Raw genomic sequence first — 23,567 nt, forward strand, 5'->3', positions numbered from 1 at the left:
ATCAAACCCGGTAAAGTAGGTAGCCGCCACAATTATTAAAAGCAACAAAAGCATCCCCACAAAGGATGCTTTTTTGCGTTTGGGGGCTTTGTTCGGTTCCATTACCTACCCCTCCTTGTAGATTCCCGCACAATTAGCTCCGTAGGCAGTGAAATTTCCTGTGTTGGATAACTCTGCTTTTGAATATGCCTGATCAGTACCTCGCAGCTTTTGCGGCCAATTTCATAGGCAGGCTCAGCAATTGTAGAAAGAGATGGTGATATGATTTTGGACGTTGGGTCGTTGGTGAAACCTATAACCCCCACTTCTTCACCTACCAAAATACCGTGCTCCCGCAGCCATAAGATCACGCCGAATGCCTTACGGTCGTTCACGGAGAAGATTGCGTCCGGCGGTGATGTGCTGTTAGACAATATTTCCATGTCCTGGCGCCCGTTCTCATCGCTGAAACCGGAGTGGATTACTCCGTATGATTCGAGATTGTGCTTTTTCAATGTATCGAGATAGCCTCGAAGCCTTTGTTGGGTTAGATTTAGGCCTGGGGGGCCGGCGAGGTGGGCGATTTTGGAATAACCTTGGGCAATCAGATGCTCGGTGGCCATGCAGGCGCCGGTGTAATCGTCCTGAACGATAGCAGATGTTCTGACAGCCTCAGGGACGCGGTCGAAGAATACCAAAGGCACGTCGGCTTCGATCAGCTCCTCAAAATGGCTGAAATCGGTTGTTTCATAGGTAATGCAGGCAAGCAGGCCGTCGACGCTGCTCAGGGATAGTTCACGAACAACTTTCGTTTCCCAATAAGCCGAATCATTCGTCAGGTACAGCATTACCTGATAATTTTGTTCCAAAGCATATTCCTGAATACCCGTGATGACAGTAGAGAAGTAGTAATTGGTAATAGCCGGAATGATCACGGCAATCTTATGTGTCCCGCTTTTGACCAGCCCGGTCGCATTAAAATTGGGGCGATAATTCATTTTGGCAGCCGTATCGAGCACCAGTTGCCTCGTTTCTGCACTTACATCGTAAGTATCCCTCATCGCCCGCGAGACCGTTGCTACCGATATTCCGAGTGCTTTCGCTATGTCTTTGATCGTAGTTAATCTTCTTGTCATTGAACTAACCGCTTCATGGCATGGAATGAAATTCTGGTTTCGATAACGTTCTCGCTACTATTTAAAGCAAATATCTGGAATGCCGCTATAAATCATTGTAAAATTGTACGATTGCAAACGTTTTTTTGGATTGTACAACGACTCAAAGCAAATGAAAAAGCGGGAATTTTTGAAAATAGCCGGTTTGGGCACGCTTGGCATAGCGGGAGCCAATGCGAAAGTTACTGGTGAACCGGGGATCATCGTTCCAACCGACAAAAAGCAGCTCTTCAACATGAGCGGTTATGCAGCGCCCAAAATGGATACGGTGCGTATAGGCTATATCGGTATGGGAAACCGTGGGGGCGGGGCCATTAAGCGTATTGTGCACCTTGCGAGTGTGCATGTGAAGGGTGTGGCTGATATTGTGCCTGAAAAGGCCAACAATGCAAAGAAGTTCCTGACGGATGCCGGACACACACCGGATGCCTATTCCGGGTCACCCGACGCCTGGAAGAAAATGTGCGAGCGTGACGACATCGATTTAATCTACATTTGCACGCCATGGAACCTGCATACACCCATGGCGCTGTACGCGATGGAGCACGGCAAACATGTCGCGACGGAAATCCCGGCAGCTACCACGGTTGAAGACTGTTGGAAGCTGGTTGAAACTTCCGAGCGAACCAAAAAGCATTGCATGATGCTGGAAAACTGTTGCTACGATTTTTTTGAATTACTTACATTAAATATGGCCCGGCAAGGCTATTTCGGAGAAATCGTACACGTTGAAGGCGCCTATATCCACGACATTTTCGAATCACTTTTCCAAAAGGACAAACGTTTCGAACTCTGGCGCTTGAAGGAGAACCGGCGGAATGGGAATTTGTACCCGATGCATGGACTCGGCCCGATTGCCCAGGTATTGGATATCAATCGTGGCGATAAAATGGATTATCTGGTCTCGATGAGCAGCAACGACTATATGTTGCAGGCGAGGGCCAACGAACTGGCTGCCAAAAACCCCGATTTCAAGCAATTTGCAGGAAAATCGTTCCGTGGCAATATGAATACTTCCGTTATCAAAACGAATAAGGGAAAGACTATCATGTTACAACACGATGTCTCTTCTCCCCGGCCCTATTCACGCCTACACCTGATCAGCGGTACGAAAGGTGCCGCTCAAAAATATCCGCTGCCCGAAGATGGCACGCAGGGCCGCATTTCGCACGGGCACGAGTGGATTAAACCTGAGGAATTCAAAGCGCTTGAACAGCAATATCAGCCCGAAATCGTGAAGCGCGTAGGTGCATTGGCGAAAAAGGTAGGTGGTCACGGGGGAATGGACTTCCTGATGGACTGGCGATTGATTGACTGCCTCCGCAACGGGCTGCCATTGGACCAGGACGTATACGATGCAGCGTCATGGAGTGTGATATCGCCTTTAACGGAATGGTCGGTGGCGAACAGATCGAATTCAATCAATGTGCCGGACTTTACCAATGGTTCGTGGAAGAAAAACAAGCCCGTGGACATTGCATTGAAGGAGGGCGGTAATACAGAAGTAAAATCATAAAAGCGTATGAAAGTTATTATTTCGGAGACAAAGGAGGAGCTGGGGCAAAGTGCAGGGGCATATGCCGCCATGATTATCCGGGACACGATTACCCGGCAGGGGTATGCCAATGTAATTCTGGCAACGGGAACAAGCCAGTTTGAAACATTGAACCAGCTGATCGAAGAGAAGGATATTGACTGGTCGAAAGTCACGATGTTTCATTTGGATGAATATATTGGCCTATCCGTGACACATCCGGCGAGTTTCCGGAAATATCTGGCCGAGCGGTTTTTGTCGAGAGTGCCTTCTTTGCGCGCTTCGTATCTTATTAATGGAGAAGGAAATCTGGAAAAGGAACTGGAATACCTGGCCCGGGAAATTGGTGAGCGCCCGATAGACGTAGCGCTGGTAGGCATTGGCGAGAATGGACATTTGGCTTTCAACGATCCTCCGGCTGATTTTGAGACAGATTCGCCGTATTTAGTAGTAAACCTCGACGAGCCTTGCCGCCGTCAGCAAATGGGTGAGGGGTGGTTTGGATCATTGGAAGAAGTGCCGTTGCAGGCAATCAGTATGTCGGTGCGGCAGATCATGAAATCGACGCACATCATTTGCTCGGTTCCCGATGAAAGAAAAGCGGTAGCAGTTAAGAATAGCCTGGAAAACGAGGTTAGCAATGCATTCCCGGCGAGTATTTTGCAGCTTCATCCGAATTGTACGTTTTTCCTGGACAAAGAATCGGCCAGCTTGCTGTCGGCCATCGAAACTGCCGACAAAAATATCGAAATGCCGAAATAGCAGCGCCCTTACGGGTAAAAAGTAGTGGTACAGTAGCTTCTATTCCAAACCGTTATCCCTAAACCTATGGAAGCACCGTCTATTGTTGTTCCAAAAGAAGTAAAGCAATCCAATACACCGGGCCGGCTGGCGTCGATCGACGCATTGCGGGGATTCGATATGCTGATGATCGCAGGTGGCGGGCAGTTTATAGCCACGTTGGGCGGGAAGACGGGCATTCCGTTCATCGACGCTGTCGCTGCGCAGTTCGAGCACCCGGCGTGGAATGGCTTTACATTTTACGATTTTATCTTCCCGTTGTTTCTTTTCCTGGCCGGTACCTCGCTCGCATTCAGCGTCACAGGCGGCTTGGCGAAGGGTATTTCACCTTCAGTGATCAGAAATAAAGTGTTCAAGCGGATGCTGATCCTGATCGCATTGGGTATTCTTGACAAGAATGCGCCGATGGATATTTTCGACCCCGCACATATACGCTACGGAAGCGTGCTCGGGCGCATCGGGCTCGCGACGTTTATTTCCGCTATTTTGTATATGAAATGTGGGGCAAATCAACGGTTGTATATTGCTGCGGGCATCCTGGTCGCTTATTATTTGACATTGCTAGTAGTGCCTGTGCCGGGCTTTGGCAGCGGCGACCTATCCTTTGAGGGAAACCTGGTGGGATGGATTGATCGTAATTTCATGCCGGGCATATTGAAGCAGGGTACTTACGACGAGCTCGCATTACTTACCCAATTTCCGGCGATATGTCTCACACTTTTTGGAACGGTGGCGGGTGACATTTTGCTGGGACAAGGCAATGCAAATCCCAAACTCAGAAAACTATTCCTATTCGGTTTTGCGGGAATCGTTATCGGACTGGTTTGGAATTTCGTGTTTCCTATCAACAAACACCTCTGGTCGAGCTCGTTTATTATGCTTACTTCGGGAATGGCGTTTGTGATGCTTGCATTGTTTTACTGGATCATCGATGTGCAGGGGTACCACAGATGGGCGTTCTTCTTCCGCGTAATAGGGCTGAATTCATTGGTTATTTACCTGGCCGTGCGGTTTGTGGATTTCAACGAATCATCGCGACTGCTTTTTGCGGGCATCTATAAACATGCGCCGGAGAACTGGCACGAGGTGTACAACACGCTGGGCGGTTTTGTGCTGGTATGGCTGTTCCTCTACTTCTTGTATCGTCAGAAAATATTTGTTAAAGTATAGCTTATGAAAACCGTCGACACGGACCGCAATGCTGGTGAAATATCCCGAAGATCGTTTTTAAAAAACACTGCCGGTTCGGTAGCGCTGTCGATGGCGGGTGGCGCTCCGGTAACCGCAGCAGCTCCGATTTTTAATACACACAGTAATAATCCGCTTTCTATGGCATCAGATAAAAGCCTTATCGGCGCTTATGGTCCCTGGGCCGCCTCATTGCTTCCGGCGCAGCCTCCGCTTTCTTTTCGTAATAAAAAATGGGATAATATCGATGCCTGGCGGAAAGAAGCTTTGGCAAAAACGATAGAGTTGGTGTCTGCTCCTGCGAAACCGGCATTGCCAAAGGTTACTGTCAAGAAAAAGTATACCTACGATGGACTGGAAATAGAAGAACTATCGTGGCAATTACCTTACGGGCGGTCTACCGAAGCGGTTTTGCTCAGACCGGCAGGCGTTACCAAACCTTTGCCGGGCATTCTGGGACTTCATGATCATGCGGGAATGAAGTATTTCGGATTAAGAAAGATTGTCAAAACTTCCGGTGACCAGCATCCGATATTGAAAGAGCATCAGGAAACGGATTACGGTGGTAAGGCTTGGGCGAATGAGGTTGCAAAGCAAGGTCACGTGGTGTTGGTGCATGATACTTTTGCGTTCGGTAGCCGCCGGGTCTATTATGAAGACACAAAAGGACTGAACTGGGGCGCGGTGAGTACTGAAGGCAAGTCGGATGCCGATCCCGAAAAACCTGAGAATATCCAGACTTACAACGCATGGTCGTCAGAGCACGAGCATGTGATGTCCAAATCGCTGTTTTCGGCCGGTACCACCTGGCCGGGTGTGTTTCTGGCAGAAGATCAAGTTGCGCTCGATATTCTGGCAGACCGGAAAGAAGTAGATGCCAACCGCCTTGGCTGCGGCGGGCTTTCGGGAGGTGGTTTACGCACGGTGTACCTGGCCGGCCTCGATCCCCGCATTAAATGCGCCGTTTGCGTCGGTTTTATGACGACCTGGAAGGATTTGATCTTGAATAAATCATTCAATCATACCTGGATGACCTACACGCCGTTGCTGCCCAAGTACCTTGATTTTCCCGAGATTCTGGGCCTGAGGGTGCCATTACCTACATTAGTTTTAAACAATAACCAGGACGAACTGTACACACTTCCAGAAATGAAGGCTGCGGATGCTATCCTGACAGAAGTTTTCAAAAAAGCGGGGGCCTCCGACAAATATAAAGCCAGTTTTTACGACGGGCCGCACAAATTTGACGCAGATATGCAGAAGGAGGCCTTCGAATGGTTTAAGAAGTGGCTGTGAGGTAAATTTCCGCCCAGCGAAGGTCTTCCGGTGTTGTGATTTTAATATTCTCGTAAGCGCCATCGATAAGCTGGATGTGGTAACCCCAGGCTTCGAGCACGCTCGCGCAATCCGTGAACGATTCGTGGTAATCGGCAGCGAACGCAGCCTTCATCCACGACGACCGGAAGGTTTGCGGAGTCTGGATAAGCCTGAACAGCGTGCGGTCCATGGCTTTATTACCTTCATTCTGGCCTACAATGCGAATGGAATCCTTCAATGGCACACTCACCACCGCGGCGCCGTGCAATGCGGCTTTTGTAAAACTCTCGGCGATAATTTCCCGCGAAATAACCGGCCTAACGCCGTCGTGAACCGCCACGAGGAATTCGTCCTGCTCGACAATGCAATTCAATCCGTTTTTGACCGAGTGAAAACGGGTTTTGCCGCCCGCTACCAGCTGATGGGCGATAGCGAAGCTATGTTTTTTACACAATTCTTCCCAAAAACCGAACTGCTCTGATGGTAGCACTACGATAATGCGCAGGTTGGGCGAATAACCGGCAAATGCACGGATCGTGTGCATCAGCACCGGCACGCCGTTTACGGAGAGAAACTGTTTCGGGATATCACTTTTCATGCGGCTTCCGGTTCCGCCGGCCACGATGATGACGTATTCTTGCATTGGATTCAGGACTCATAAAAAATGGTCATTTACGGCTCAGGACGGGCGTCGCTGATCATAAATGACCATTGGATTTCAGGGTTGTATGTTAAATGATCAGCATCGCATCGCCGTACGTGAAGAATTTGTATTTCTCCTTGATGGCGATATCATAAGCTTTCATCACCAGATCAAAACCTCCGAAGGCGCAAGCGGCCATCAAAAGGATCGATTCGGGCAGCTGGAAATTCGATAGCAATGCATTGGCAATCTTGAAATCGTACGGAGGAAACACGAACTTGTCCGTCCAGCCTTCCACCGGTTTCAAATGGCCGCTCGCTGACACCGACGACTCGATGGCTCTCAAAGACGTGGTACCCACCGCGCAAATACGCTTTTTACCATCGATTGCCTTATTCACAACGTCGGCGGTACTTTGTGTAATGCGGTAGTTTTCGGAGTCGGTTTTGTGTTTGGTCAGATCTTCCACGTCTACGGTGCGGAATGTGCCTAAACCTACGTGCAAAGTAACAGGAGCGAAGCTAACCCCTTTGATTTCCAGGCGCTTCATGATGGCTTTGGTGAAGTGCATACCGGCAGTAGGGGCGGCTACGGCACCTACGTGCTCCGCAAAAATGGTTTGGAAACGCTCGCGATCGGCGCTTTCCACCTTGCGGCGGGAGATAATTTCGGGAGGAAGCGGAGTTTCGCCCAGCTCGTCGACCAGCTTCATAAACGCGTCGTTGTCGCCGTCATAAAGGAAACGGATCGTACGGCCGCGGGAAGTGGTATTATCGATTACCTCAGCTACCAGGTCGCTGTCGCCGAAATACAGCTTGTTACCCACACGGATTTTACGTGCTGGATCAACCAGAACATCCCAAAGGCGCATTTCACGGTTCAATTCGCGCAACAGGAAAACTTCGATTTTCGCGCCGGTTTTCTCCTTTTGGCCGTAAAGGCGGGCAGGGAATACCTTCGTATCGTTGATAGCCATTACATCGCCGTCGTCAAAATAATTGATCACATCGGCGAATGTTTTATGTTCAATTTCTCCTGTTTTCCGGTGAACGACCATCAGGCGGGACTCTCCGCGGTCGGAAGGATGAAGTGCGATTAAACTCTGGGGAAGATCAAACTTAAATTCGGATAGCTTCATAGCTGGATATTCTGTGAATTTCTTTGGTCGTAGATAATGTCAGGAAAAAAGGGTAAATCCCGATTTCTGGCGGATTCCGGCACTTATTACAACTGAATTATAGCAATTATTAACTAGATAAGCATTCACCTTTCAAAGAAAATTTCATAGCGGGAATACTTGCAGGCGTTTCAAATTGCCCAAAAAATTTGTATAATCAGCCCTTATCTAAAATAAGACCGCAAAAGTAGGAATTTTTTTAAAAAATTTCAAGAAATACGACGGTTTTAATGTGCCGTGAAGCGGCGAGCTCTCCATTTGGATGCATTTGCATTCACTTCCTCATTCTGAACAGGTTTGCTTTCATGCAAAGTATCGCTAAGAAGGGCGGAGATCAGCGCTGCAAGGCCTGCGACCTCTTCATCGTTTTTTGTACTTAACACATCCGGATTGAAATGCCGGCTCACAAAATTGGTATCGAAGCTGCCGTTCACGAATACTTCGTGCTGCATCACAAACCGGCAGAATGGAAGCGTGGTCTGCACACCCGTAATCTGGTATTCGTCAATGGCTCTCATCATTTTCCGAATCGCCGTTTCCCGGTTTTCGCCATAAGTAATCAGCTTGGCGATCATCGGATCGTAGTAGATCGGGATTTCCATGCCCTGTTCAAAACCATCGTCCACCCGCACGCCATTGCCGTCAGGCTTCACGTACGTATGCAAAGTGCCGATGTCGGGTAGGAAATGATTGGACGCGTCCTCGGCGTAAACCCTGATTTCAATGGCATGACCGCGGATCTGTAAATCTTCCTGTGCGATGGCCAGGGGGTGTCCTTCCGCGATTCTGATCATCTCTTTTACCAGGTCCACGCCGGTGATCATTTCCGTTACCGGATGCTCTACCTGCAAGCGGGTATTCATTTCGAGGAAGTAGAAATTCCGGTTCTCATCCATGATAAACTCCACTGTTCCCGCACCATAATAGTTGCAGGAGCGTGCGACGTCCACCGCGCAGCGTCCCATTTCCTCGCGGATTTCGGGAGTAAGGGAAATCGAAGGAGCTTCTTCTACCACCTTTTGGTGTCGCCGCTGGATAGAGCACTCCCTTTCGAAAAGATGGATAATGTTGCCATAATGGTCGCCCAGGACCTGTATTTCGATATGCTTCGGCGAGGTAATGTATTTTTCAATGAAAACGGACCCGTCTCCGAATGCCGCCTGTGCCTCGCTCACTGCCCGGTCCATTTGCTCGTCGAATTCTGCTTCGTTTTCTACGACGCGCATGCCTTTGCCTCCGCCACCGGCGCTGGCTTTGATGAGAATCGGGTAACCAATGCTGTCGGCAATGCGTTTGGCCTCGTTGCGGTCGTCGATTGCGTCCGGTGTGCCGGGTACCATCGGGATATTGTATTTCGAAGCCGCTCGCTTCGCAGCGAGCTTACTTCCCATGATCTCGATTGATTCCGGCGAAGGACCTATAAAGATCAGCCCGGCCTCCTTTACCCGTTTCGCAAAACCTGCATTTTCGGAGAGAAACCCATAGCCTGGATGGATCGCGTCGACGCCCAGTTCTTCGCAGATTTCCAGGATTTTATCAATATTCAGATAGGACTCAGAAGATGGGGCCGCGCCTATGCACACGGCTTCGTCGGCGTAGCGTACGTGCGGGGACGCACGATCCGCCTCGCTGAACACGGCGACTGTCGCGATGTCCATTTCCCGTGCTGTACGCATGATTCTCAAAGCAATTTCGCCCCGATTGGCGATTAGAATTTTTCGGATTTGGGGCATAAAAATGGTGGTAAGGTTTGGAATACCGAGTGCCGAATAAAGGCACTCTTCCCATTAATTTACTAACTTACCGTAGGTTGCAATGACGAAGGTCTTTTTTTAGTTAAATGTAAATTTTTTATTTTTGCATTTATCTAACATTTAAATCATCAGTTACCCACATAAAAAAAGAGAGAGTGGATATTTTCGAGAAATTGCGCAACAACTCAGGTCCGATCGGAACGCCAGCCAAAATGCTGAACAGCCACCATTATTTTTCGTTTCCGATGCTGGAAGGAGAGCTTGGGCCGCGCATGAGATTTATGGGACGGGAAGTGCTGAACTGGAGTCTCAATAATTACCTGGGTCTGGCGAACCATCCGGAGGTTCGTAAAGCGGATGCCGAAGCCGCTGCCAAATGGGGCCTCGCGTACCCGATGGGCGCAAGGATGATGTCGGGAAACTCTACCCTGCATGAGATTTTTGAAAAGGAACTGGCGCAGTTTGTCGGTAAAACAGATGCATTCCTCCTCAACTACGGTTACCAGGGCGTCATGTCCGCGATCGAATGTCTTTGCGACCACCGCGACGTGATCGTATACGACGCCGAATCGCACGCATGTCTGATCGATGGTATCCGCCTGCACAAAGCGAAACTGGGTGAATATTACAAGTTCAACCATAACGACATGGTGAGCCTTGAAAAGAATCTGATCCGTGCGACCAAACTCGCAGAGGAGAAAGGCGGCGGCGTGTTGGTGATTACCGAAGGCGTTTTTGGAATGTCAGGTAAAGTAGGCGATCTGAAAGCCATTGCCGAACTGAAAAAGAAATACAGCTTCCGTTTGCTCGTAGACGACGCACACGGCTTCGGCACAATGGGCGAAACCGGTGCCGGTGTAGGCGAGTTGCTGGGTGTGCAAGACGAAATTGACCTCTACTTTTCTACATTCGCGAAGTCGATGGCGGCTATTGGAGCGTTCATCGCTTCGAACGATCCGGAAATCATCATGTTCCTCAAATACAATATGCGTTCGCAAACCTACGCGAAGGCGCTTCCGATGCCCTACGTAGAAGGCGGCCGCAAACGTCTTGAGATGATCAAGCAAATGCCGGAACTGCGTGCGAAGCTTTGGGAAAACGTCAGGGCTATGCAGGACGGTTTGCGTGCCCGTGGCTTCAATATCGGTGAAACTGAGTCGCCTGTAACACCGGTTTTCCTTCACAGCGAGGGCGGTGTGCCTGAGGTTACCCGCATGGTACGCGACCTGCGCGAGAACATGGGTGTCTTCTGTTCGATCGTGGTTTACCCGGTAGTACCGAAGGGCCAGATCATGCTCCGCATCATTCCGACTGCTTCGCATACGCTCGAAGATGTTGAATATACGCTGAACGCTTTCACGACGCTCGCCGAAAAACTCAAAAACAGAGTTTACCAGAGCGACGCAGTACAAGAAGTCGTGGAATAGTTATAAAACCGCTTTTTTTGCGTACAGAGGGCTTTTTTTGAAAAAGCTCTCTTTTTTATTTACTATCGGACAATAAAACCTGCTAATCATAATTACTTGTTAATGAGCGTATTATCTTTAATTGGGTATTTAATTGTATTTTAGAAGTGTTTTTTTTTGTTTTTTGGGTTGCTTAAATGGTTTTAATTACTAAATTTCGGTCAAAACATGCGTTTTTAGCGTGTGAGAGGCATTTTTTAAAACTAAAAAACAAAGAAAACATGGCAAGATTCGATGAAGTAAAAGAACTGGTTCTTTCACTGGAGGGCGATTTCGATAAGTTCTATAACAAAGGTAACCAGGCTGCCGGAACCCGTGTACGTAAGGGCATGCAGGACCTGAAAACGTTGGCTCAGGATATTCGCGCGGAAGTTCAGAACAAAAAGAACGCAGGCGAATAATCAGCAAGCACACGGAAGACTTTAAAAGCCCCGACGATGATCGCCGGGGCTTTTCCTTTTTTCAGAATTTTGCTTCGTTCACCATCGTGGCAATACCACGGACGGCGATCTTTTTGGTAGTGGCGTCGTAAATCTCGGTGGATATTTCCGCGATATGCTTGGCTGGATTGATGGATACGATCTTGAAAACGGCGCGATACTCCGTTTCGACATACATGGGTCGCAAAAACTCCACGGTTTGCTTCAGATAAATGGAGCCGAAACCGGGGAACTGCGTGCCGAGTACTTTCGTGAAAACCGTGATACCCAGCATTCCGTGGATAATCGGTTTTTTGAACTGCGTGGTGGCAGCGTATTCAGCATCGAGATGGACCGGGTTGTTATCACCAGTCAGATCAGCGAATGCCCGCACTTGCTCTTGCGTGAATTTGAAAAGATGGTCGAATGTCGAGTCGACAACAGGTTCTATTTGCATAAATGGGTCATTTACTTGGATTGGAATTTCAAAAATACATCTAAAACGCAGGAAGCCGCCTGACGGTAGGCGGCTTCCTGCTTCAAATTGAACGCTGGTCTATTCTTCTATATCTTCGGCCAGCACGACTACCCCATTGTCTTCGGATAGTCCGTCAAGGGCTTTCGGAGCCCTGGCATTGTTCCTTTTATTTTTGAATTTTTTAACCTGCATTTTCAGGGTATCTATTGCTAAGTCGGTTGCTTCTTCAAAAGTGGTTCCCTGCTCCCTCACAAACATCGTCCCGCCGGGCACATAGAGCTTCACTTCGAGGAGTTTGGTATGCAACTTGGTGTTTTCATTCCTGTCGAGCTTAAGGAATACCTCTCCACTGGTGATCCGGTCATAGAACGTATCCAGTTTATCCAATTTTTGCTGAATAAATGTCAGCAATTTGGGATCGGCATCAAAGTGAATTGCTTGCATCTGCAGTCTCATAAGCACACATCATTTTAAAGTAAAACATATTTCCAACCGTTTTCCAGATTTCGGGACCGGAGGTTTATTCATCTTCGGATAGTTATAAAAAACGCGTACTATCCGGGCTGATCTCCTGGTTGAATCTGCCTTAACGGTAGATTAAATAAAAGGAAATATTAAGTTAATGTCAAGTAATAACCGTGGTTTTTAAAGTACATTTATTTGCCTGTAAAAACCACGTATACGGGTCTTACGCCTCTTCCAAAAGTGTCCTGAAAGAGACATATTGCCCGTTGAAAAGCTCGTGATGGCGCTCCTGCATGGCCGGTTGAAAATGGGTTTGATATGCCAGAAAATCTTCCATCGTCCTGAATTTAAACTGGGTAGTGTAGGTCGAACCTTCGTTCTCGATCTCGGTGAGAAGCCGCAGCAGCTTGCATTCCAGCGGTAGCTCCGTAGCATTGATTTCCGGGATATACACCGATTTCATATAATGCAGCCAATCTTTTTCGGCCTGGTAACTGATATTGACTGTGATGTTATAGACGATCATTTTATAAAAATTTATGTTTGCGAGTTACATTTGCATGCATATACTTATTCACCGTAACCAGTATTATCATGAATATTCTTCTACACGCCCATTCGGGGCTCCGTTATGTGGTGTTAGGACTTTTGATTGCAGCGATTTTTACGGCGTACTCCAACTGGCAGAAGGGCAGCCAGGACGACAGCAAGCTGTACCTCTTTACCCTCATCGCAACCCACACTCAGTTGTTGATCGGACTGGTGCTGTATTTCATGAGCCCCAAAGTTAACTTCGATCTGATCAGCGAGAAAGTATTTCGGTTTTATTCGATAGAACACGTATTCATGATGCTGATCGCCATTGTGCTCATTACTGTGGGAAGGGTGCGCTCGAAGAAGCTCACAGGTGCCGACAAGCACCGGACGGTATTGTACTTCTACGCATTGGCCCTGATCATTATCCTGGTAGCTATTCCCTGGCCTTTCCGGAATCTGGGATCGGGATGGTTTTAAGGTACTTCGGCCGTCGGCTATCGGCGGTCGGCTTTTTTAGTTTGATAGCCGACAGCCGATAGCCGAAGTTCTACCCAAACAGCTCGCTCGACAAGTATCGGTCGCCGCGGTCGCAGATGATGAAGACGATCACGCCTTCTTTCAATTCCTTCGCCAGCTCTATGGCGGCCCAGGCAGCGCCTCCGCTGCTCATTCCGGCAAAAATTGCCTCTTCGTTGGCCAGTCGGCGGGTAGTGAGTGTGGCATCGTCCTGCGACACTTCGATCACGCGGTCTACGCGCTCTTTTTCAAATATTTTTGGGAGATATTCCACCGGCCATTTGCGGATGCCAGGAATATTCGACCCGTCGTTGGGCTGGCAGCCTACGATCTGGATGTTGCTGTTTTGCTCTTTCAAATAGCGCGATACCCCCATAATGGTGCCGGTCGTCCCCATTGAAGATACGAAGTGGGTGATCTGCTGATCGGTATCGCGGTAAATTTCCGGCCCTGTGGTCCGGTAATGCGCTTTCCAGTTATCGGGATTGGCAAATTGGTTGAGCATGAAATAATCGCCGGCGGCCGCTTTTTCTTCGGCCAGGTCGCGGGCGCTTTCCATCGTTTCCGTGAGGATCACCTTTGCTCCGAATGCCTCCATCGTGAGCACGCGTTCGCGGGTGGAGCTCTGCGGCATCAGTAGCTCTATTTCGAGGTCGAAAAGCCGGGCGATCATGGCCAGTGCAATGCCGGTATTGCCACTGGTAGCTTCTACGAGCTTCATGCCGGGCTTTATTTCGCCGCGTTCGAGCGCGCCTTTGATCATGCTGTACGCCGCGCGGTCTTTCACGCTGCCGCCGGGATTGTTGCCTTCCAGCTTGCCGAATATGCGGACGTTGGGATTGGGATTAACTCTTCGTAATTCAACCAGGGGTGTATTGCCTACCAGATCCAGTAATGATGACATGGTGTATTCGTGATGTTGTGATTCAAAAAAGGTACGTATACAAAGTTACCGGCGGTCCGGCGACTTTCGGAAAGCGTAAATCAACAACATCGAACGGACTGAAAGAATGCCCGCCGGAAAGAAAATGTAGAAAACTTGGTTGCAAAAAGCATATTTACCCTATGAAACTAGTGGGATGCAAATATATCTGAATATTTACTGAATATTGGCGAAAAAATCCTGAGTGCCGGTGAGAAAGAAAAGAACTGTGCTGCTATGAGTGCCTGTCGGATACTTGAACAGCTCCACGTTGGTAGCGCCCAGTTTTTGCATTGCATTGTAGGCATTCTGGGAATTGAAAAAGAAAACCAGCTGATCCGCATCGCCATGATAGAGCCTTGTCGGCGTTTTCGGCTTCCAATTGTAAACATCGTTATCAGCAATGGCATCGATGAATCCCTTATCGGTACCGTCGTTGAGTTGTCTTTTGAAAGAATCGTTGAGGATGTTGCTGAAACTTTCGTTGATTGCCACATTAACGCCGTTTTTTGCGATTTGGGACGCGTACTTATCGGTGAAATAGTATGTGGATGGTTTATTCAGCTTATATATTCTGTCATACGTCAATAGCACCCACAGGTACAGGGAGTTGTAAGATGAAATGCCTTGCGTGGGAGAATTGATGATGTATTTCATGAACGCGGTTTTATCGTATGCACCTGCCCCGCAACTCGACGCCCGAAGATTGAATTCCGACGCAGCCTCTTCTTCGATCTTCTTCTGCAGTGCCATCGTCGCGTATCCGCCTTCCGAGTAGCCTGCAATGTATAATTTCTCATCCCATTTGACTTCTGTTTGGCCTCTTAGAAATTCTTTGCAGGCGCGGATCATATCCAGGGATGCCGATGCGAGGCTCGCAGCATGCTCGTACGGGTGCGGGAGATTGTCGGAAGCGCCATAGCCAATGTAGTCGGGATATGCTATAATATACCCCATTGAGCCAAAAAGAGACCCGAACGATGCCCCCTCAGTACCATCCTGGAAGAGGGATGGTGCTTCATTCTTGTTGGTGATGGTTCCATGCTGCACGCTGATCATTGATACCGGGCCCGTAACCACGGGCAATACCAGCGCTCCGGAAGCAGTTATTTCAGCGCCATCGGTGTTTTTGGTTTTGTAGGTGATTTTATAAACCCTAACCCCATTTTTTACATACGCACTCGCCAACCCGCCTAATGTTCCGGCTTTTTGAATGATTTGTTCTTTGGTTAACGTCGTAATCGAAGTACTTTCCTTCAAATAGACATTCTCCTCGGTAGGCGGTACCAGTTTGGTATCATCATCCTTACATGAGTTGAGGATTAGCAGGCTCCAAATGAGCAGGAAGCCAAGGTGTCGAAATGAAAGGGAAGGGATAGATTTTTGCATAGCTAAAAGATAAACAGGCCATTAGTATATCAGTGGTAACGCATAATGGCCTGTTTTTGATGAGAAATTCTCCTTTTTCTTCTGTTAAATTTTACTCATATACCAATTGATCATCCTGGCCGTGGCATCCGGACGTTCCACCATGCCCATATGACCTGCTTCGGCGAAGATCAGCGGATAGCTCTTTTTCGGATATTCGGCGAGTTCGATGACGCTCTCGAAGGGGATTAGCTTGTCCTGCATTCCGATGATGAACAAAACAGGGAAGGGCAGGCCGGATAGCACCGCGGTGCGGTCGGGGCGGTTGCGCATGGCTGTGATACCGGCGATGAGCGCTTCGGCAGGAAGTTTTCCGAAATATGCGATATGTTCCTTGATGCGCTCCGGATAGAGCTCCTTATAACGCTCGCCGAAAAGGTTTGAGGCAGTACTTTTGACGAACGACTCCGTACCATAGGTCCTTAGCAGGTCGATCATCTGGTCGCGCTGATGTTTTTTTGCGTCATCATCGGCGTACGCTGTGGAATGGAAAAGCCCGAAACCTTCAAGCATATCGGGGTATTTTTCAGCAAATGCAAGAGAAATATAGCCTCCCATCGAATGGCCGATCAATGTACATTTCTGAATGTTGGCGTTGGTCAGGAAGCGATGCAGTTCGTCCGCATATTCCTCCACCGAATGGCAGGAAGTGAGTAGCGAAATGTTCGGTCTTACTACCGTGTAAGAGTCATTGATCGCAGCGTCGAGGCTGTCCCAAATCGTGTCATCTATGCCATGACCATGTAGTAATACCAAAGTTTTCCGGTGTAGATTCATATAGATTTGCATTCAAGGTTGAGAACTTGTTTGCCTAAATATACTAAACCTTCGCCCGTTTGCGGCCCTAATGGCTAACTTTCGCCATTTCTTCCTCGCGCAGCGCACGGCGGAGGATCTTGCCTACATTGGTTTTGGGAAGCTCTTTCCGGAACTCGATCTGCCGGGGATTCTTGTAGCCCGTGAGGTTTTCCTTGCAATATGCTTTTACCTTTTCCTCAGTCAGTTCGGGGTCTTTTTTGACTACGAAAATTTTCACCATTTCCCCTGATTTTTCGTCCGGGATGCCCACACAGGCCACCTCCGCAACGCCGGGGCATTGGGCTACCACATCTTCTATTTCATTGGGATAAACGTTGAAACCCGAAACGAGGATCATATCCTTTTTCCGGTCTACGATCTTGAAGAAACCGTCAGGGTCCTCGATACCGATGTCTCCCGTTTTGAACCAGCGGCCAGATTCGTCTTCGAGGATTACTTTGGCGGTTTCATCGGGGCGGTTGTAGTAGCCCAACATAATCTGCGGGCCTTTCGCGCAGATTTCGCCGCGTTCTCCTACCGGCAGCCATTTGTCGTCCTCACCAAGTATACGCATTTCGGTACTCGGGAAGGGCAGGCCGATGGTACCTTGCTTGTGTTTGCCGTTCAAGGGGTTCACCGAGAGTACCGGCGAGGTTTCGGAAAGTCCATAGCCTTCCACCAGCGGGCAGCCGGTCGCTTTTTCCCAGCGCTCCGCGACGATCTTTTGCAGCGCCATGCCGCCCGCGATCGTTATTTTAAGGTTCGAGAAATCGACCGAAGCAAATTCCGGGTTGTTCAGCAAGCCATTAAAGAGGGTATTCAAGCCCGGGAAAATATGGAAAGTGTATTTTTTGAGTTCTTTAATAAATGCAGGAATATCTTTCGGGTTGGTGATCAGCACATTCAATGCCCCCCATTTGATACCGCACAACCCGTTGATTGTCATAGCAAAGACGTGATACAGCGGTAACGCGGCGATGAGCGTCAACTGTCCGGTTGTTTCCGAGTTGCGCATTTTGGACATCAGCCATTCATTAATGCCCTCCACATTGGCGATCAGGTTCCTGTGCGTAAGCATGGCGCCTTTAGATACACCAGTGGTACCCCCGGTATATTGGATAAATGCGATATCGAGACCGGAAACGTTCGGTCTCTGATAAGTGACGCCGGAGCCGGCCAATAGGGCCTGGGCGAGTGTCACTGTGTTTTTAAGGTGGTAAGCAGGCACCATCTTCTTCACGTATTTCACCACGGCATTCACGATCAGCTTTTTAGGAAAGCCCAGCATATCGCCGATCTCGGAAATGATTACGTGCTCGATATTGGTGTTGGCAATGACCTTTTCCAGGTTTGACGCAAAATTGGCCAGTATGACAATCGCCTTCGCTCCCGAATCCTTGAACTGGTGCTGCATTTCACGCGGCGTATACAAGGGGTTTGTATTCACGATTGTCAGCCCTGCGCGCAGCGAGCCCATCATCACGACGGGGTATTGCAGCAGATTAGGCATTTGTAAGGCAATGCGGTCACCCTGTTTCAGGCCGATGCTTTGGAGGTAGGCGGCAAAATTCTTTGAAAGTTCATCCAATTGCCCGAAAGTCAGCTTTTTATCCATATTCGTAAAAGCAGCCTTATCAGCATTTTCCCGGAAACTCGACTCCATCAGTTCGAGTAAGGACGAGTACGCATCGGGATTTATTTCATAGGGAATGCCTTCCGGGTAGTTTTTAAGCCATGGATAGGTATCCTTCGAGATCGAGACCATAATTTCAGAGCAAAGGGTAAGAATGACTATTTGTGAATTAAGATAATCAATTAAGCCAAAAAAATATCGAACCAATCCAATTTATTTTTGACCTTGAAAACCCGCGAATTTGAGTTAGATCGCGGACATTCCGATTATCGGCGGTTAATTTCCCAGCGCCAGAGCAACCCTTCGTCGGGGTCGTTGACATCCTCGATCTGGGCAAAACCCAACTTTTCCAGAATGTGCCCGGAAGCATTCTCTTCTGCCAGCGTGTGAGCGATCACCTTACGTACGGATGGGTGCTGAAACGCGTGATCCGTCAGGCCTTTGGCCGTTTCCGTGCCTAACCCTTTCTCCCGGTACGACGGAATGATTTCATAGCCAATCTCTACTGCGCCATTCGAATCGGGTTCGCCCTTGTAGCCACAGGAGCCGATCAGCATATTGTCAGGAACGTGTATAATGAGATAAACCCACCAGTCGCGCAATGGCGGGTGGGCTTTCCAACGGTGATAAGATGGTGTGAAAGTATCGCGGAAATCCGTCCACTTTTTAGGGACGTTTACGCCCATGACGCGGGCTAATGTATTGTTTCCCATGCGGATAGCATCATAAAGCGTATCGTCGCAGGAGATAATTCTTAAATGGGGGGTCAAAATCATAATAAAGGAAATGAGCCCCCCAATTTAAGAAACTATAAATTGTTTTCGTCAAAGCGGTCGGTGATTGCCTTGCGGATGGCCTGGTGCGGACGCATTCCCGTGCTGCGGGTACGCGGCACGGCGCGATCGGCGGAGGCATTCGATTTGGCACGTAATGCGAGGTTCGAAACCGTCAAATGGCTGTTGCGCCAGGCATCGTATTCTTCCTCGTTCATCACATCGCGGGTTACCTGTCCGTGTGCATAACCGTCGCCGAACGATTGAATACGGCTGTCGGTCAATGCCTGCTTGCGTTCATTTTCCAGCGCCTCTATTTCGGCCCTGATTTTCGCTTCCTCCGCTTTCAGCTCTTCCAGTTTAGGCAAAAGCTCGATTTCGTTTTCTAGAACGGTTTTCTGAGTCATGTGCTGCGTAACAGTCTGCTGCAAAGGCTCCATTTGTTTCAGGATCCGCTTTCTTCTTCTGCGGAGTCGCCATAGTTTCGGGTCGACCTGCAACCAGCGGTACCAGAAGCCTTGCAACACCGGCAACGCCATGCCCAGCGACACCGCACCCGCGATCGCGAATAGCACGCCGCTCAACACGAACGACAGCAATGCCCACGGACTGTTTACGAGGTCGAGGTTAAGCTGATCGGAATTTTGCAATGCCTGCTCGATTTTTTTGGTCAGGGCTGGACTATCTACCGGCGCACCGGTCAATGGGTCCACCGCATTCAATTGCAGGTTTTTAACCGATTTGTTGATCGCCTCTTTCAGCTTATCCGTGCGGTAGGCTTCGTACCGGAACCAGCCGAGCACGATCAGCGTAACGATCGCGAAAATGGATAATACCAGCTTGAAACCCGCGTACCGCGATTTCGCTTTCGGCGATTCATCCTTGTGGTAAGGTTCTTCCACCAGTCGGTCATAGGCCGGTTTCAACAATACCGAAAGCATCGCCAAACCGATCGCAAATGCCCAGGCCTCGTTGGAGTTCCGGATATTTAATGCATACGCTACGATTTCATGCGAGATAATCAGGTCACCGGCGATGAATGAAATACCGGCGGCGAGGAAGATCAAGCCGGCGATAAGCGAATAGGAAGGCGCTTTCTCGGCACGTTTCTCTTTCAACTCCTCCGTCTGCGTGTCGATTTCGTTGATCGAGCGTTCCATGTCCTTCATTTGCGTGGCTGCATTGTTGAGGCCCATTACCTCGTTTTGCAGTCTTCCATATGCAGCTTTGTGTTCTGTCAGCGCCTGCTGATTCCGTGACCGCGTTTCCGTGAGCTCTTGTCTCTTCTCATTGAGCCGGTCCTGGATCCAGCCATGATTTACATTACTGGACAAATAATTCTCATATACTTCACGGTCGATACCTTCCATTCCACGTGTGTAACCGTGTTGGTAATCTCCGTTTTCATTTAGATTTTGCTCGTTCATGATCCTATTTAGGGTTGATCGAATGTGAGTTAAGGTAAAAAACCGCGCCATCGGCGTGCTGCCTGATCATCTTTCCGCCACTATTTACCCTTCTGGATCAGGTTAAGCTGCCGGGTGGTCAGCTCGTTTTTCATGCGGCGCGCAAGGTAAAATTCGCTCTCAAAAAGCTTGATTAGCATGTCCCGCTTGGCAAAAAGGCGGTCGCGCTCGGTCTCGGCGTGGCTCTGCTCGCGGAGTACCTGCCATTTATTTACCCGCAGATTATCGATCTCCTCCTGTAATGTTTGGCATTCCGACTCCCAGTTGTAGTTATTTTCAACAAAATCCTGGCGATCGCGACGAATATTTAACCAAACTTGCAGGTCATTACGCAGCACGGTAATGTTGCTGAGCAGGAGTTTTCCAGCAAAAAGGAAGAGGAAAAATACGAAAACGAACAGTGCAAACGCCTGCCACCAAGGCTGGTACGTAATTACATTCGCAAACACGAACAAGGCAGATGCGAACGGCAATCCTATTTCTTCCAGCAGCGATTTCCAGGTCACTTTCGAATCGGTATCGTGGAAAAGCGAAATGCGGCCGAACAAGCTGAACATCCCCGCCAGAAATACACCCAGCGCGATCCACGAATTATCCGCAAACGCGGGTTTGAGCGACTCGCGGATCAGGAAGAAGTTACCCACGCACATGGCCGCGCATAGTGTAATGCCAATGAGCGTGCGCGGGAGATGATGTTCGCCTTCCGTACGGGCGCCCGGTGTTTTCAGTCGTTCCTGCAATTCATCGATCCGGTTTTGTTTCTGACCAATGAAAAGATTCAGCTCCTGAATGCGCTCGTTATGCTGCTCGATATCCGCAATATGCCACGCGGCCAGGTTTGAGAAATATTTGTGAATAATGTCGGTTTTCTCGTGCGGGTCGGACTCCGAAAGGCCGAAAAGCACGCCCTCATCACGCAATGTGTCCTCGTCTTCGAGCCAGTACGGAATAGGAACCTCCACGCTTTGTGGCTCCGGATTTTGCGGAATGGGCTGGGCCGCTGTCGACTGCGTTACAAATGGTTGAGGTACGGGCTGTGCGGCCGGCTGAGATGCGGCCTGCATAGGTGCCTGAAAGGCTGGTTGCTGAGACTGCGGCGCAGCAGCCATTACCGGTTGCCTGTTGTGGGTAACGGTTGGTTGATTGATCGGATTTTGTTCCACTGATCGAGTAGGGGTGTCGTTCGCCTGAACAGGCTCATCATCGTAAAATTCGTTTTCGTCGGACTCTCTCGGACGAAACCAGCCGGCAATTAATTCAGTCAGTTTGGCCATAGTTTTTCATGGGTTAGCCTGCGATTATCCATGAAAACAAACAAATTCGCTATAATATTGTGATGACCGGCTATTAAAATAGGTAAGCGCCTGGGAATTAGGACATTTCGAACATCTTCTGTAACGCTTGCCAGAGTTTCTTCTTGAGGTTCCGGTCGGCCTCGATCACCACGAGCGGATCGACGAGCAGGAACCATATACCTTCCAGATTCTTAGGCGTATAAGGCACCAGCAAGAGGTCGAGATTGAGCTTGATCAGCGGTACGCCAAACGATATGAAAAAGTGGGTCTTTTTACCCGAAAGCACCTTACGCGCATCCTGGCCGGGCATGAAACTGAAATTCAAGACATCGCTCGTTTCGAGCGAATGGCCGACGGCTTTGAGGATATTATCAAGGAATAATGCCTCGGACATGAGCATTTCCTCCTGCTTCGGCTCATCGGTGAGGACAAGTACCTTGTGCTTCAATGCGGGGAACGTAGCGGCAGGCGCAGGAACGGGCGTATTTACAGGCGTTGGGGCCGGTACTGCTGGTGTCAGAGGTAATGCAGGGGTGTTGGTCGGTACTGCCGGCGTTGCTGCCTGCAATGAGATGGGAGGCTGCGTCGGAACCGCAGGTGTCGCCGGCAATGAGGACACGGGCGCCTGTACATGGGCAGGTCCGGGTACCTGTGATGCGGACTGTAATTCTGCCGCGGCAGGTATGGAATGTTCGGTCGGCACACGATCTTCCAGCTGAAACAAAGTTTCATTCTGATAAAGGATCTGAAAAAGTGCTACCGACGAATGCTCCATATTATTACAAATGCCCCAGTTCCATTCCAGGCTGGGTCCAGATGCCTATTTTTTGTTTGTTAGCGGCTATTTCAAGTTTGGCATATTCCTGATCGTGCGAATACTTTTTGAAATGCACGGCCAGGCCTTTCTTGACCAATTCCTTATTTAGCACCTTACCATCCGGTAGTACCACTTCACCTAACAAGCGGCCATATTTATCGAATTCACCTTTGTGACGGATACTAACCACCTTCCGGAAGCATTTTTCGCTCGTAAACTGCTTCGCATTGTTGTAAAAAGGCATATTGCGTTCCGGGCAGTTGATATGCTGCAGACGTATCCGCACATTCCTGCCCATTCTGCGCCCCGCCCTTTTGCCGGAATAAATATATTTGAGCTCGATCGTATCACCATCCTGGATCCCGATCACTTCCGCTTTGAGTGGATTAGGTAAATCGCTGTTACTGGTTAGTTGCCGGCCTTCTTCAGATGCGAGCGCGCACGACGCGAGCATGGTCGGGGTGCTTGTGAGAACGAGGAACAGCAGGCTGGAAAATGCAAATCGGGAAACGAGAAAACGGAAATCAGGCACGCGTAATATTCATAAAGTTTGAGTGCCAAAGATAGCTATTGTTTCCGATCAGTGTTGTTCCAGTTTGTACCATTTGATGTCCTTCAAAGGCGCTCTCCTTGCCACTGAGGCAGTTGGCGAATAATTTTTTTCGAGATAATCGAGTACCGGTTTCTCGGCATCGCCCAGCTCCCATAGGTTGTGGTTGGCTTGCATCCAGCGGATCTTCTGCTTCCAGCCGTCGCGTGTAAAACGGTTAGCCGTGATCAGCTTGGTTGAATGGCAATTGGTACATTGCGCTTTCACCATGTACAGGTTTTCGTCCACGATGAGTCCCGTTTCGGGATCTTTTTTAGTGGTATCGGCCACTGCCGCGCCCGCATTGTGACGTTTGGCCGGTATTTCGGGGAGGGTTTGAAAAACAATACCCGCGCCGAGCATGGCAATTAAAAAGACTTTCATAAACTATCGTATT

The 23,567-nt window shown here is 49.1% G+C and carries 24 protein-coding genes; 7 read left to right on the top strand and 17 right to left on the bottom strand.

Features of this window, described 5'->3' with window-relative positions; translation table 11 throughout:
• Positions 1–101 precede the first annotated feature (101 nt).
• Positions 102–1,115, bottom strand: a complete 1,014-nt coding sequence (locus ACQ4MZ_RS00005; RefSeq protein WP_430841691.1) for a LacI family DNA-binding transcriptional regulator — start codon at positions 1,113–1,115, stop codon at positions 102–104.
• A gap of 151 nt (positions 1,116–1,266) precedes the next feature.
• Between ACQ4MZ_RS00005 and ACQ4MZ_RS00010 the strand changes: the two genes are divergently transcribed.
• The 4 genes from ACQ4MZ_RS00010 to ACQ4MZ_RS00025 all read left to right on the top strand — a co-directional run bounded on the left by ACQ4MZ_RS00010 (position 1,267) and on the right by ACQ4MZ_RS00025 (position 5,973).
• Positions 1,267–2,670, top strand: coding sequence for a Gfo/Idh/MocA family protein (locus ACQ4MZ_RS00010; RefSeq protein WP_430841693.1), 1,404 nt, complete (start codon positions 1,267–1,269; stop codon positions 2,668–2,670).
• Positions 2,671–2,676: 6 nt separating this feature from the next.
• On the top strand, positions 2,677–3,450 hold the full coding sequence (locus ACQ4MZ_RS00015; RefSeq protein ID WP_430841695.1) for a glucosamine-6-phosphate deaminase: 774 nt from the start codon (positions 2,677–2,679) through the stop codon (positions 3,448–3,450).
• Between the two features lie 66 nt (positions 3,451–3,516).
• Positions 3,517–4,659: an acyltransferase family protein gene (locus tag ACQ4MZ_RS00020; RefSeq protein ID WP_430841697.1), complete on the top strand. Its 1,143-nt coding sequence runs from the start codon at positions 3,517–3,519 to the stop codon at positions 4,657–4,659.
• A 3-nt stretch (positions 4,660–4,662) separates the two neighbouring features.
• Positions 4,663–5,973, top strand: coding sequence for a hypothetical protein (locus ACQ4MZ_RS00025; protein WP_430841699.1), 1,311 nt, complete (start codon positions 4,663–4,665; stop codon positions 5,971–5,973).
• On the opposite strand, the gene ACQ4MZ_RS00030 is transcribed toward ACQ4MZ_RS00025, so the two are convergent.
• The 3 genes from ACQ4MZ_RS00030 to accC form a co-directional block, all read right to left on the bottom strand.
• Positions 5,957–6,637: a 2-C-methyl-D-erythritol 4-phosphate cytidylyltransferase gene (locus tag ACQ4MZ_RS00030; RefSeq protein ID WP_430841701.1), complete on the bottom strand. Its 681-nt coding sequence runs from the start codon at positions 6,635–6,637 to the stop codon at positions 5,957–5,959. The two genes, ACQ4MZ_RS00025 and ACQ4MZ_RS00030, sit on opposite strands and share 17 nt — an antisense overlap.
• 88 nt (positions 6,638–6,725) lie before the next feature.
• Entirely contained in the window at positions 6,726–7,775 is a 1,050-nt protein-coding gene (gene queA / locus ACQ4MZ_RS00035) for a tRNA preQ1(34) S-adenosylmethionine ribosyltransferase-isomerase QueA (protein WP_430841703.1), read from the bottom strand.
• Positions 7,776–8,041: 266 nt separating this feature from the next.
• On the bottom strand, positions 8,042–9,547 hold the full coding sequence (gene accC / locus ACQ4MZ_RS00040; RefSeq protein ID WP_430841705.1) for an acetyl-CoA carboxylase biotin carboxylase subunit: 1,506 nt from the start codon (positions 9,545–9,547) through the stop codon (positions 8,042–8,044).
• A 176-nt stretch (positions 9,548–9,723) separates the two neighbouring features.
• On the opposite strand from accC, the gene ACQ4MZ_RS00045 reads away from it, so the two are divergent.
• Complete coding sequence (locus tag ACQ4MZ_RS00045; RefSeq protein ID WP_430841707.1) at positions 9,724–10,995, top strand: aminotransferase class I/II-fold pyridoxal phosphate-dependent enzyme; 1,272 nt, start codon at positions 9,724–9,726, stop codon at positions 10,993–10,995.
• A 260-nt stretch (positions 10,996–11,255) separates the two neighbouring features.
• Entirely contained in the window at positions 11,256–11,435 is a 180-nt protein-coding gene (locus ACQ4MZ_RS00050) for a histone H1 (protein WP_430841709.1), read from the top strand.
• 61 nt (positions 11,436–11,496) lie between these two features.
• Here ACQ4MZ_RS00050 and ACQ4MZ_RS00055 read toward each other — a convergent pair whose 3' ends face one another.
• The 3 genes from ACQ4MZ_RS00055 to ACQ4MZ_RS00065 form a co-directional block, all read right to left on the bottom strand.
• Positions 11,497–11,910 (bottom strand): MaoC family dehydratase, encoded by a 414-nt coding sequence (locus ACQ4MZ_RS00055; protein ID WP_430841711.1) that lies wholly within the window; start codon positions 11,908–11,910, stop codon positions 11,497–11,499.
• Between the two features lie 99 nt (positions 11,911–12,009).
• The gene (gene hpf / locus ACQ4MZ_RS00060; RefSeq protein WP_430841713.1) at positions 12,010–12,387 is read right to left on the bottom strand and encodes a ribosome hibernation-promoting factor, HPF/YfiA family; all 378 of its coding nucleotides are present in this window, start codon (positions 12,385–12,387) and stop codon (positions 12,010–12,012) included.
• A 232-nt stretch (positions 12,388–12,619) separates the two neighbouring features.
• Positions 12,620–12,922 (bottom strand): DUF4286 family protein, encoded by a 303-nt coding sequence (locus ACQ4MZ_RS00065; protein ID WP_430841715.1) that lies wholly within the window; start codon positions 12,920–12,922, stop codon positions 12,620–12,622.
• A 68-nt stretch (positions 12,923–12,990) separates the two neighbouring features.
• Here ACQ4MZ_RS00065 and ACQ4MZ_RS00070 point away from each other — a divergent pair, with 68 nt between their 5' ends.
• On the top strand, positions 12,991–13,410 hold the full coding sequence (locus tag ACQ4MZ_RS00070) for a cytochrome B (RefSeq protein ID WP_430841717.1): 420 nt from the start codon (positions 12,991–12,993) through the stop codon (positions 13,408–13,410).
• 70 nt (positions 13,411–13,480) lie between these two features.
• Here the strand turns inward: ACQ4MZ_RS00070 and cysM are convergent, their stop codons facing one another.
• The 10 genes from cysM to ACQ4MZ_RS00120 form a co-directional block, all read right to left on the bottom strand.
• Positions 13,481–14,353 carry a cysteine synthase CysM gene (gene cysM / locus ACQ4MZ_RS00075; RefSeq protein WP_430841719.1) on the bottom strand — a complete coding sequence of 291 codons (873 nt, stop codon included), beginning with the start codon at positions 14,351–14,353 and terminating at the stop codon, positions 13,481–13,483.
• 195 nt (positions 14,354–14,548) lie between these two features.
• The gene (locus ACQ4MZ_RS00080; RefSeq protein WP_430841721.1) at positions 14,549–15,760 is read right to left on the bottom strand and encodes an alpha/beta hydrolase family protein; all 1,212 of its coding nucleotides are present in this window, start codon (positions 15,758–15,760) and stop codon (positions 14,549–14,551) included.
• Positions 15,761–15,844: 84 nt separating this feature from the next.
• Positions 15,845–16,576 (bottom strand): alpha/beta fold hydrolase, encoded by a 732-nt coding sequence (locus ACQ4MZ_RS00085; RefSeq protein ID WP_430841723.1) that lies wholly within the window; start codon positions 16,574–16,576, stop codon positions 15,845–15,847.
• Between the two features lie 67 nt (positions 16,577–16,643).
• Positions 16,644–18,362 carry an AMP-binding protein gene (locus ACQ4MZ_RS00090; protein ID WP_430841725.1) on the bottom strand — a complete coding sequence of 573 codons (1,719 nt, stop codon included), beginning with the start codon at positions 18,360–18,362 and terminating at the stop codon, positions 16,644–16,646.
• 134 nt (positions 18,363–18,496) lie between these two features.
• Positions 18,497–19,006, bottom strand: coding sequence for a GNAT family N-acetyltransferase (locus ACQ4MZ_RS00095; RefSeq protein WP_430841727.1), 510 nt, complete (start codon positions 19,004–19,006; stop codon positions 18,497–18,499).
• 32 nt (positions 19,007–19,038) lie between these two features.
• Positions 19,039–20,430, bottom strand: coding sequence for a hypothetical protein (locus ACQ4MZ_RS00100; RefSeq protein ID WP_430841729.1), 1,392 nt, complete (start codon positions 20,428–20,430; stop codon positions 19,039–19,041).
• Positions 20,431–20,510: 80 nt separating this feature from the next.
• Positions 20,511–21,743 carry a hypothetical protein gene (locus ACQ4MZ_RS00105; RefSeq protein ID WP_430841731.1) on the bottom strand — a complete coding sequence of 411 codons (1,233 nt, stop codon included), beginning with the start codon at positions 21,741–21,743 and terminating at the stop codon, positions 20,511–20,513.
• Between the two features lie 97 nt (positions 21,744–21,840).
• The gene (locus tag ACQ4MZ_RS00110; protein WP_430841733.1) at positions 21,841–22,539 is read right to left on the bottom strand and encodes a hypothetical protein; all 699 of its coding nucleotides are present in this window, start codon (positions 22,537–22,539) and stop codon (positions 21,841–21,843) included.
• A 4-nt stretch (positions 22,540–22,543) separates the two neighbouring features.
• Positions 22,544–23,113 (bottom strand): thermonuclease family protein, encoded by a 570-nt coding sequence (locus ACQ4MZ_RS00115; protein WP_430841735.1) that lies wholly within the window; start codon positions 23,111–23,113, stop codon positions 22,544–22,546.
• A gap of 48 nt (positions 23,114–23,161) precedes the next feature.
• Entirely contained in the window at positions 23,162–23,554 is a 393-nt protein-coding gene (locus ACQ4MZ_RS00120) for a hypothetical protein (RefSeq protein WP_430841737.1), read from the bottom strand.
• Between the last annotated feature and the right edge of the window lie 13 nt (positions 23,555–23,567).

The sequence above is a fragment of the Dyadobacter sp. BHUBP1 genome (genome assembly GCF_050587785.1).
Lineage (GTDB): Bacteria > Bacteroidota > Bacteroidia > Cytophagales > Spirosomataceae > Dyadobacter.

Bases quoted from the DNA above. Each gene is read 5' to 3' on its own strand.
- ACQ4MZ_RS00110 (WP_430841733.1), bottom strand. From the start codon at position 22,539: ATGGAGCATTCGTCGGTAGCACTTTTTCAGATCCTTTATCAGAATGAA.
- ACQ4MZ_RS00095 (WP_430841727.1), bottom strand. From the start codon at position 19,006: ATGATTTTGACCCCCCATTTAAGAATTATCTCCTGCGACGATACGCTT.
- ACQ4MZ_RS00030 (WP_430841701.1), bottom strand. From the start codon at position 6,637: ATGCAAGAATACGTCATCATCGTGGCCGGCGGAACCGGAAGCCGCATG.
- ACQ4MZ_RS00020 (WP_430841697.1), top strand. From the start codon at position 3,517: ATGGAAGCACCGTCTATTGTTGTTCCAAAAGAAGTAAAGCAATCCAAT.
- ACQ4MZ_RS00025 (WP_430841699.1), top strand. From the start codon at position 4,663: ATGAAAACCGTCGACACGGACCGCAATGCTGGTGAAATATCCCGAAGA.
- ACQ4MZ_RS00090 (WP_430841725.1), bottom strand. From the start codon at position 18,362: ATGGTCTCGATCTCGAAGGATACCTATCCATGGCTTAAAAACTACCCG.
- ACQ4MZ_RS00050 (WP_430841709.1), top strand. From the start codon at position 11,256: ATGGCAAGATTCGATGAAGTAAAAGAACTGGTTCTTTCACTGGAGGGC.
- cysM (WP_430841719.1), bottom strand. From the start codon at position 14,353: ATGTCATCATTACTGGATCTGGTAGGCAATACACCCCTGGTTGAATTA.
- ACQ4MZ_RS00100 (WP_430841729.1), bottom strand. From the start codon at position 20,430: ATGAACGAGCAAAATCTAAATGAAAACGGAGATTACCAACACGGTTAC.
- ACQ4MZ_RS00105 (WP_430841731.1), bottom strand. From the start codon at position 21,743: ATGGCCAAACTGACTGAATTAATTGCCGGCTGGTTTCGTCCGAGAGAG.
- ACQ4MZ_RS00005 (WP_430841691.1), bottom strand. From the start codon at position 1,115: ATGACAAGAAGATTAACTACGATCAAAGACATAGCGAAAGCACTCGGA.
- ACQ4MZ_RS00120 (WP_430841737.1), bottom strand. From the start codon at position 23,554: ATGAAAGTCTTTTTAATTGCCATGCTCGGCGCGGGTATTGTTTTTCAA.
- ACQ4MZ_RS00055 (WP_430841711.1), bottom strand. From the start codon at position 11,910: ATGCAAATAGAACCTGTTGTCGACTCGACATTCGACCATCTTTTCAAA.
- accC (WP_430841705.1), bottom strand. From the start codon at position 9,547: ATGCCCCAAATCCGAAAAATTCTAATCGCCAATCGGGGCGAAATTGCT.
- ACQ4MZ_RS00015 (WP_430841695.1), top strand. From the start codon at position 2,677: ATGAAAGTTATTATTTCGGAGACAAAGGAGGAGCTGGGGCAAAGTGCA.
- ACQ4MZ_RS00065 (WP_430841715.1), bottom strand. From the start codon at position 12,922: ATGATCGTCTATAACATCACAGTCAATATCAGTTACCAGGCCGAAAAA.
- hpf (WP_430841713.1), bottom strand. From the start codon at position 12,387: ATGAGACTGCAGATGCAAGCAATTCACTTTGATGCCGATCCCAAATTG.
- ACQ4MZ_RS00010 (WP_430841693.1), top strand. From the start codon at position 1,267: ATGAAAAAGCGGGAATTTTTGAAAATAGCCGGTTTGGGCACGCTTGGC.
- ACQ4MZ_RS00070 (WP_430841717.1), top strand. From the start codon at position 12,991: ATGAATATTCTTCTACACGCCCATTCGGGGCTCCGTTATGTGGTGTTA.
- ACQ4MZ_RS00080 (WP_430841721.1), bottom strand. From the start codon at position 15,760: ATGCAAAAATCTATCCCTTCCCTTTCATTTCGACACCTTGGCTTCCTG.
- ACQ4MZ_RS00085 (WP_430841723.1), bottom strand. From the start codon at position 16,576: ATGAATCTACACCGGAAAACTTTGGTATTACTACATGGTCATGGCATA.
- queA (WP_430841703.1), bottom strand. From the start codon at position 7,775: ATGAAGCTATCCGAATTTAAGTTTGATCTTCCCCAGAGTTTAATCGCA.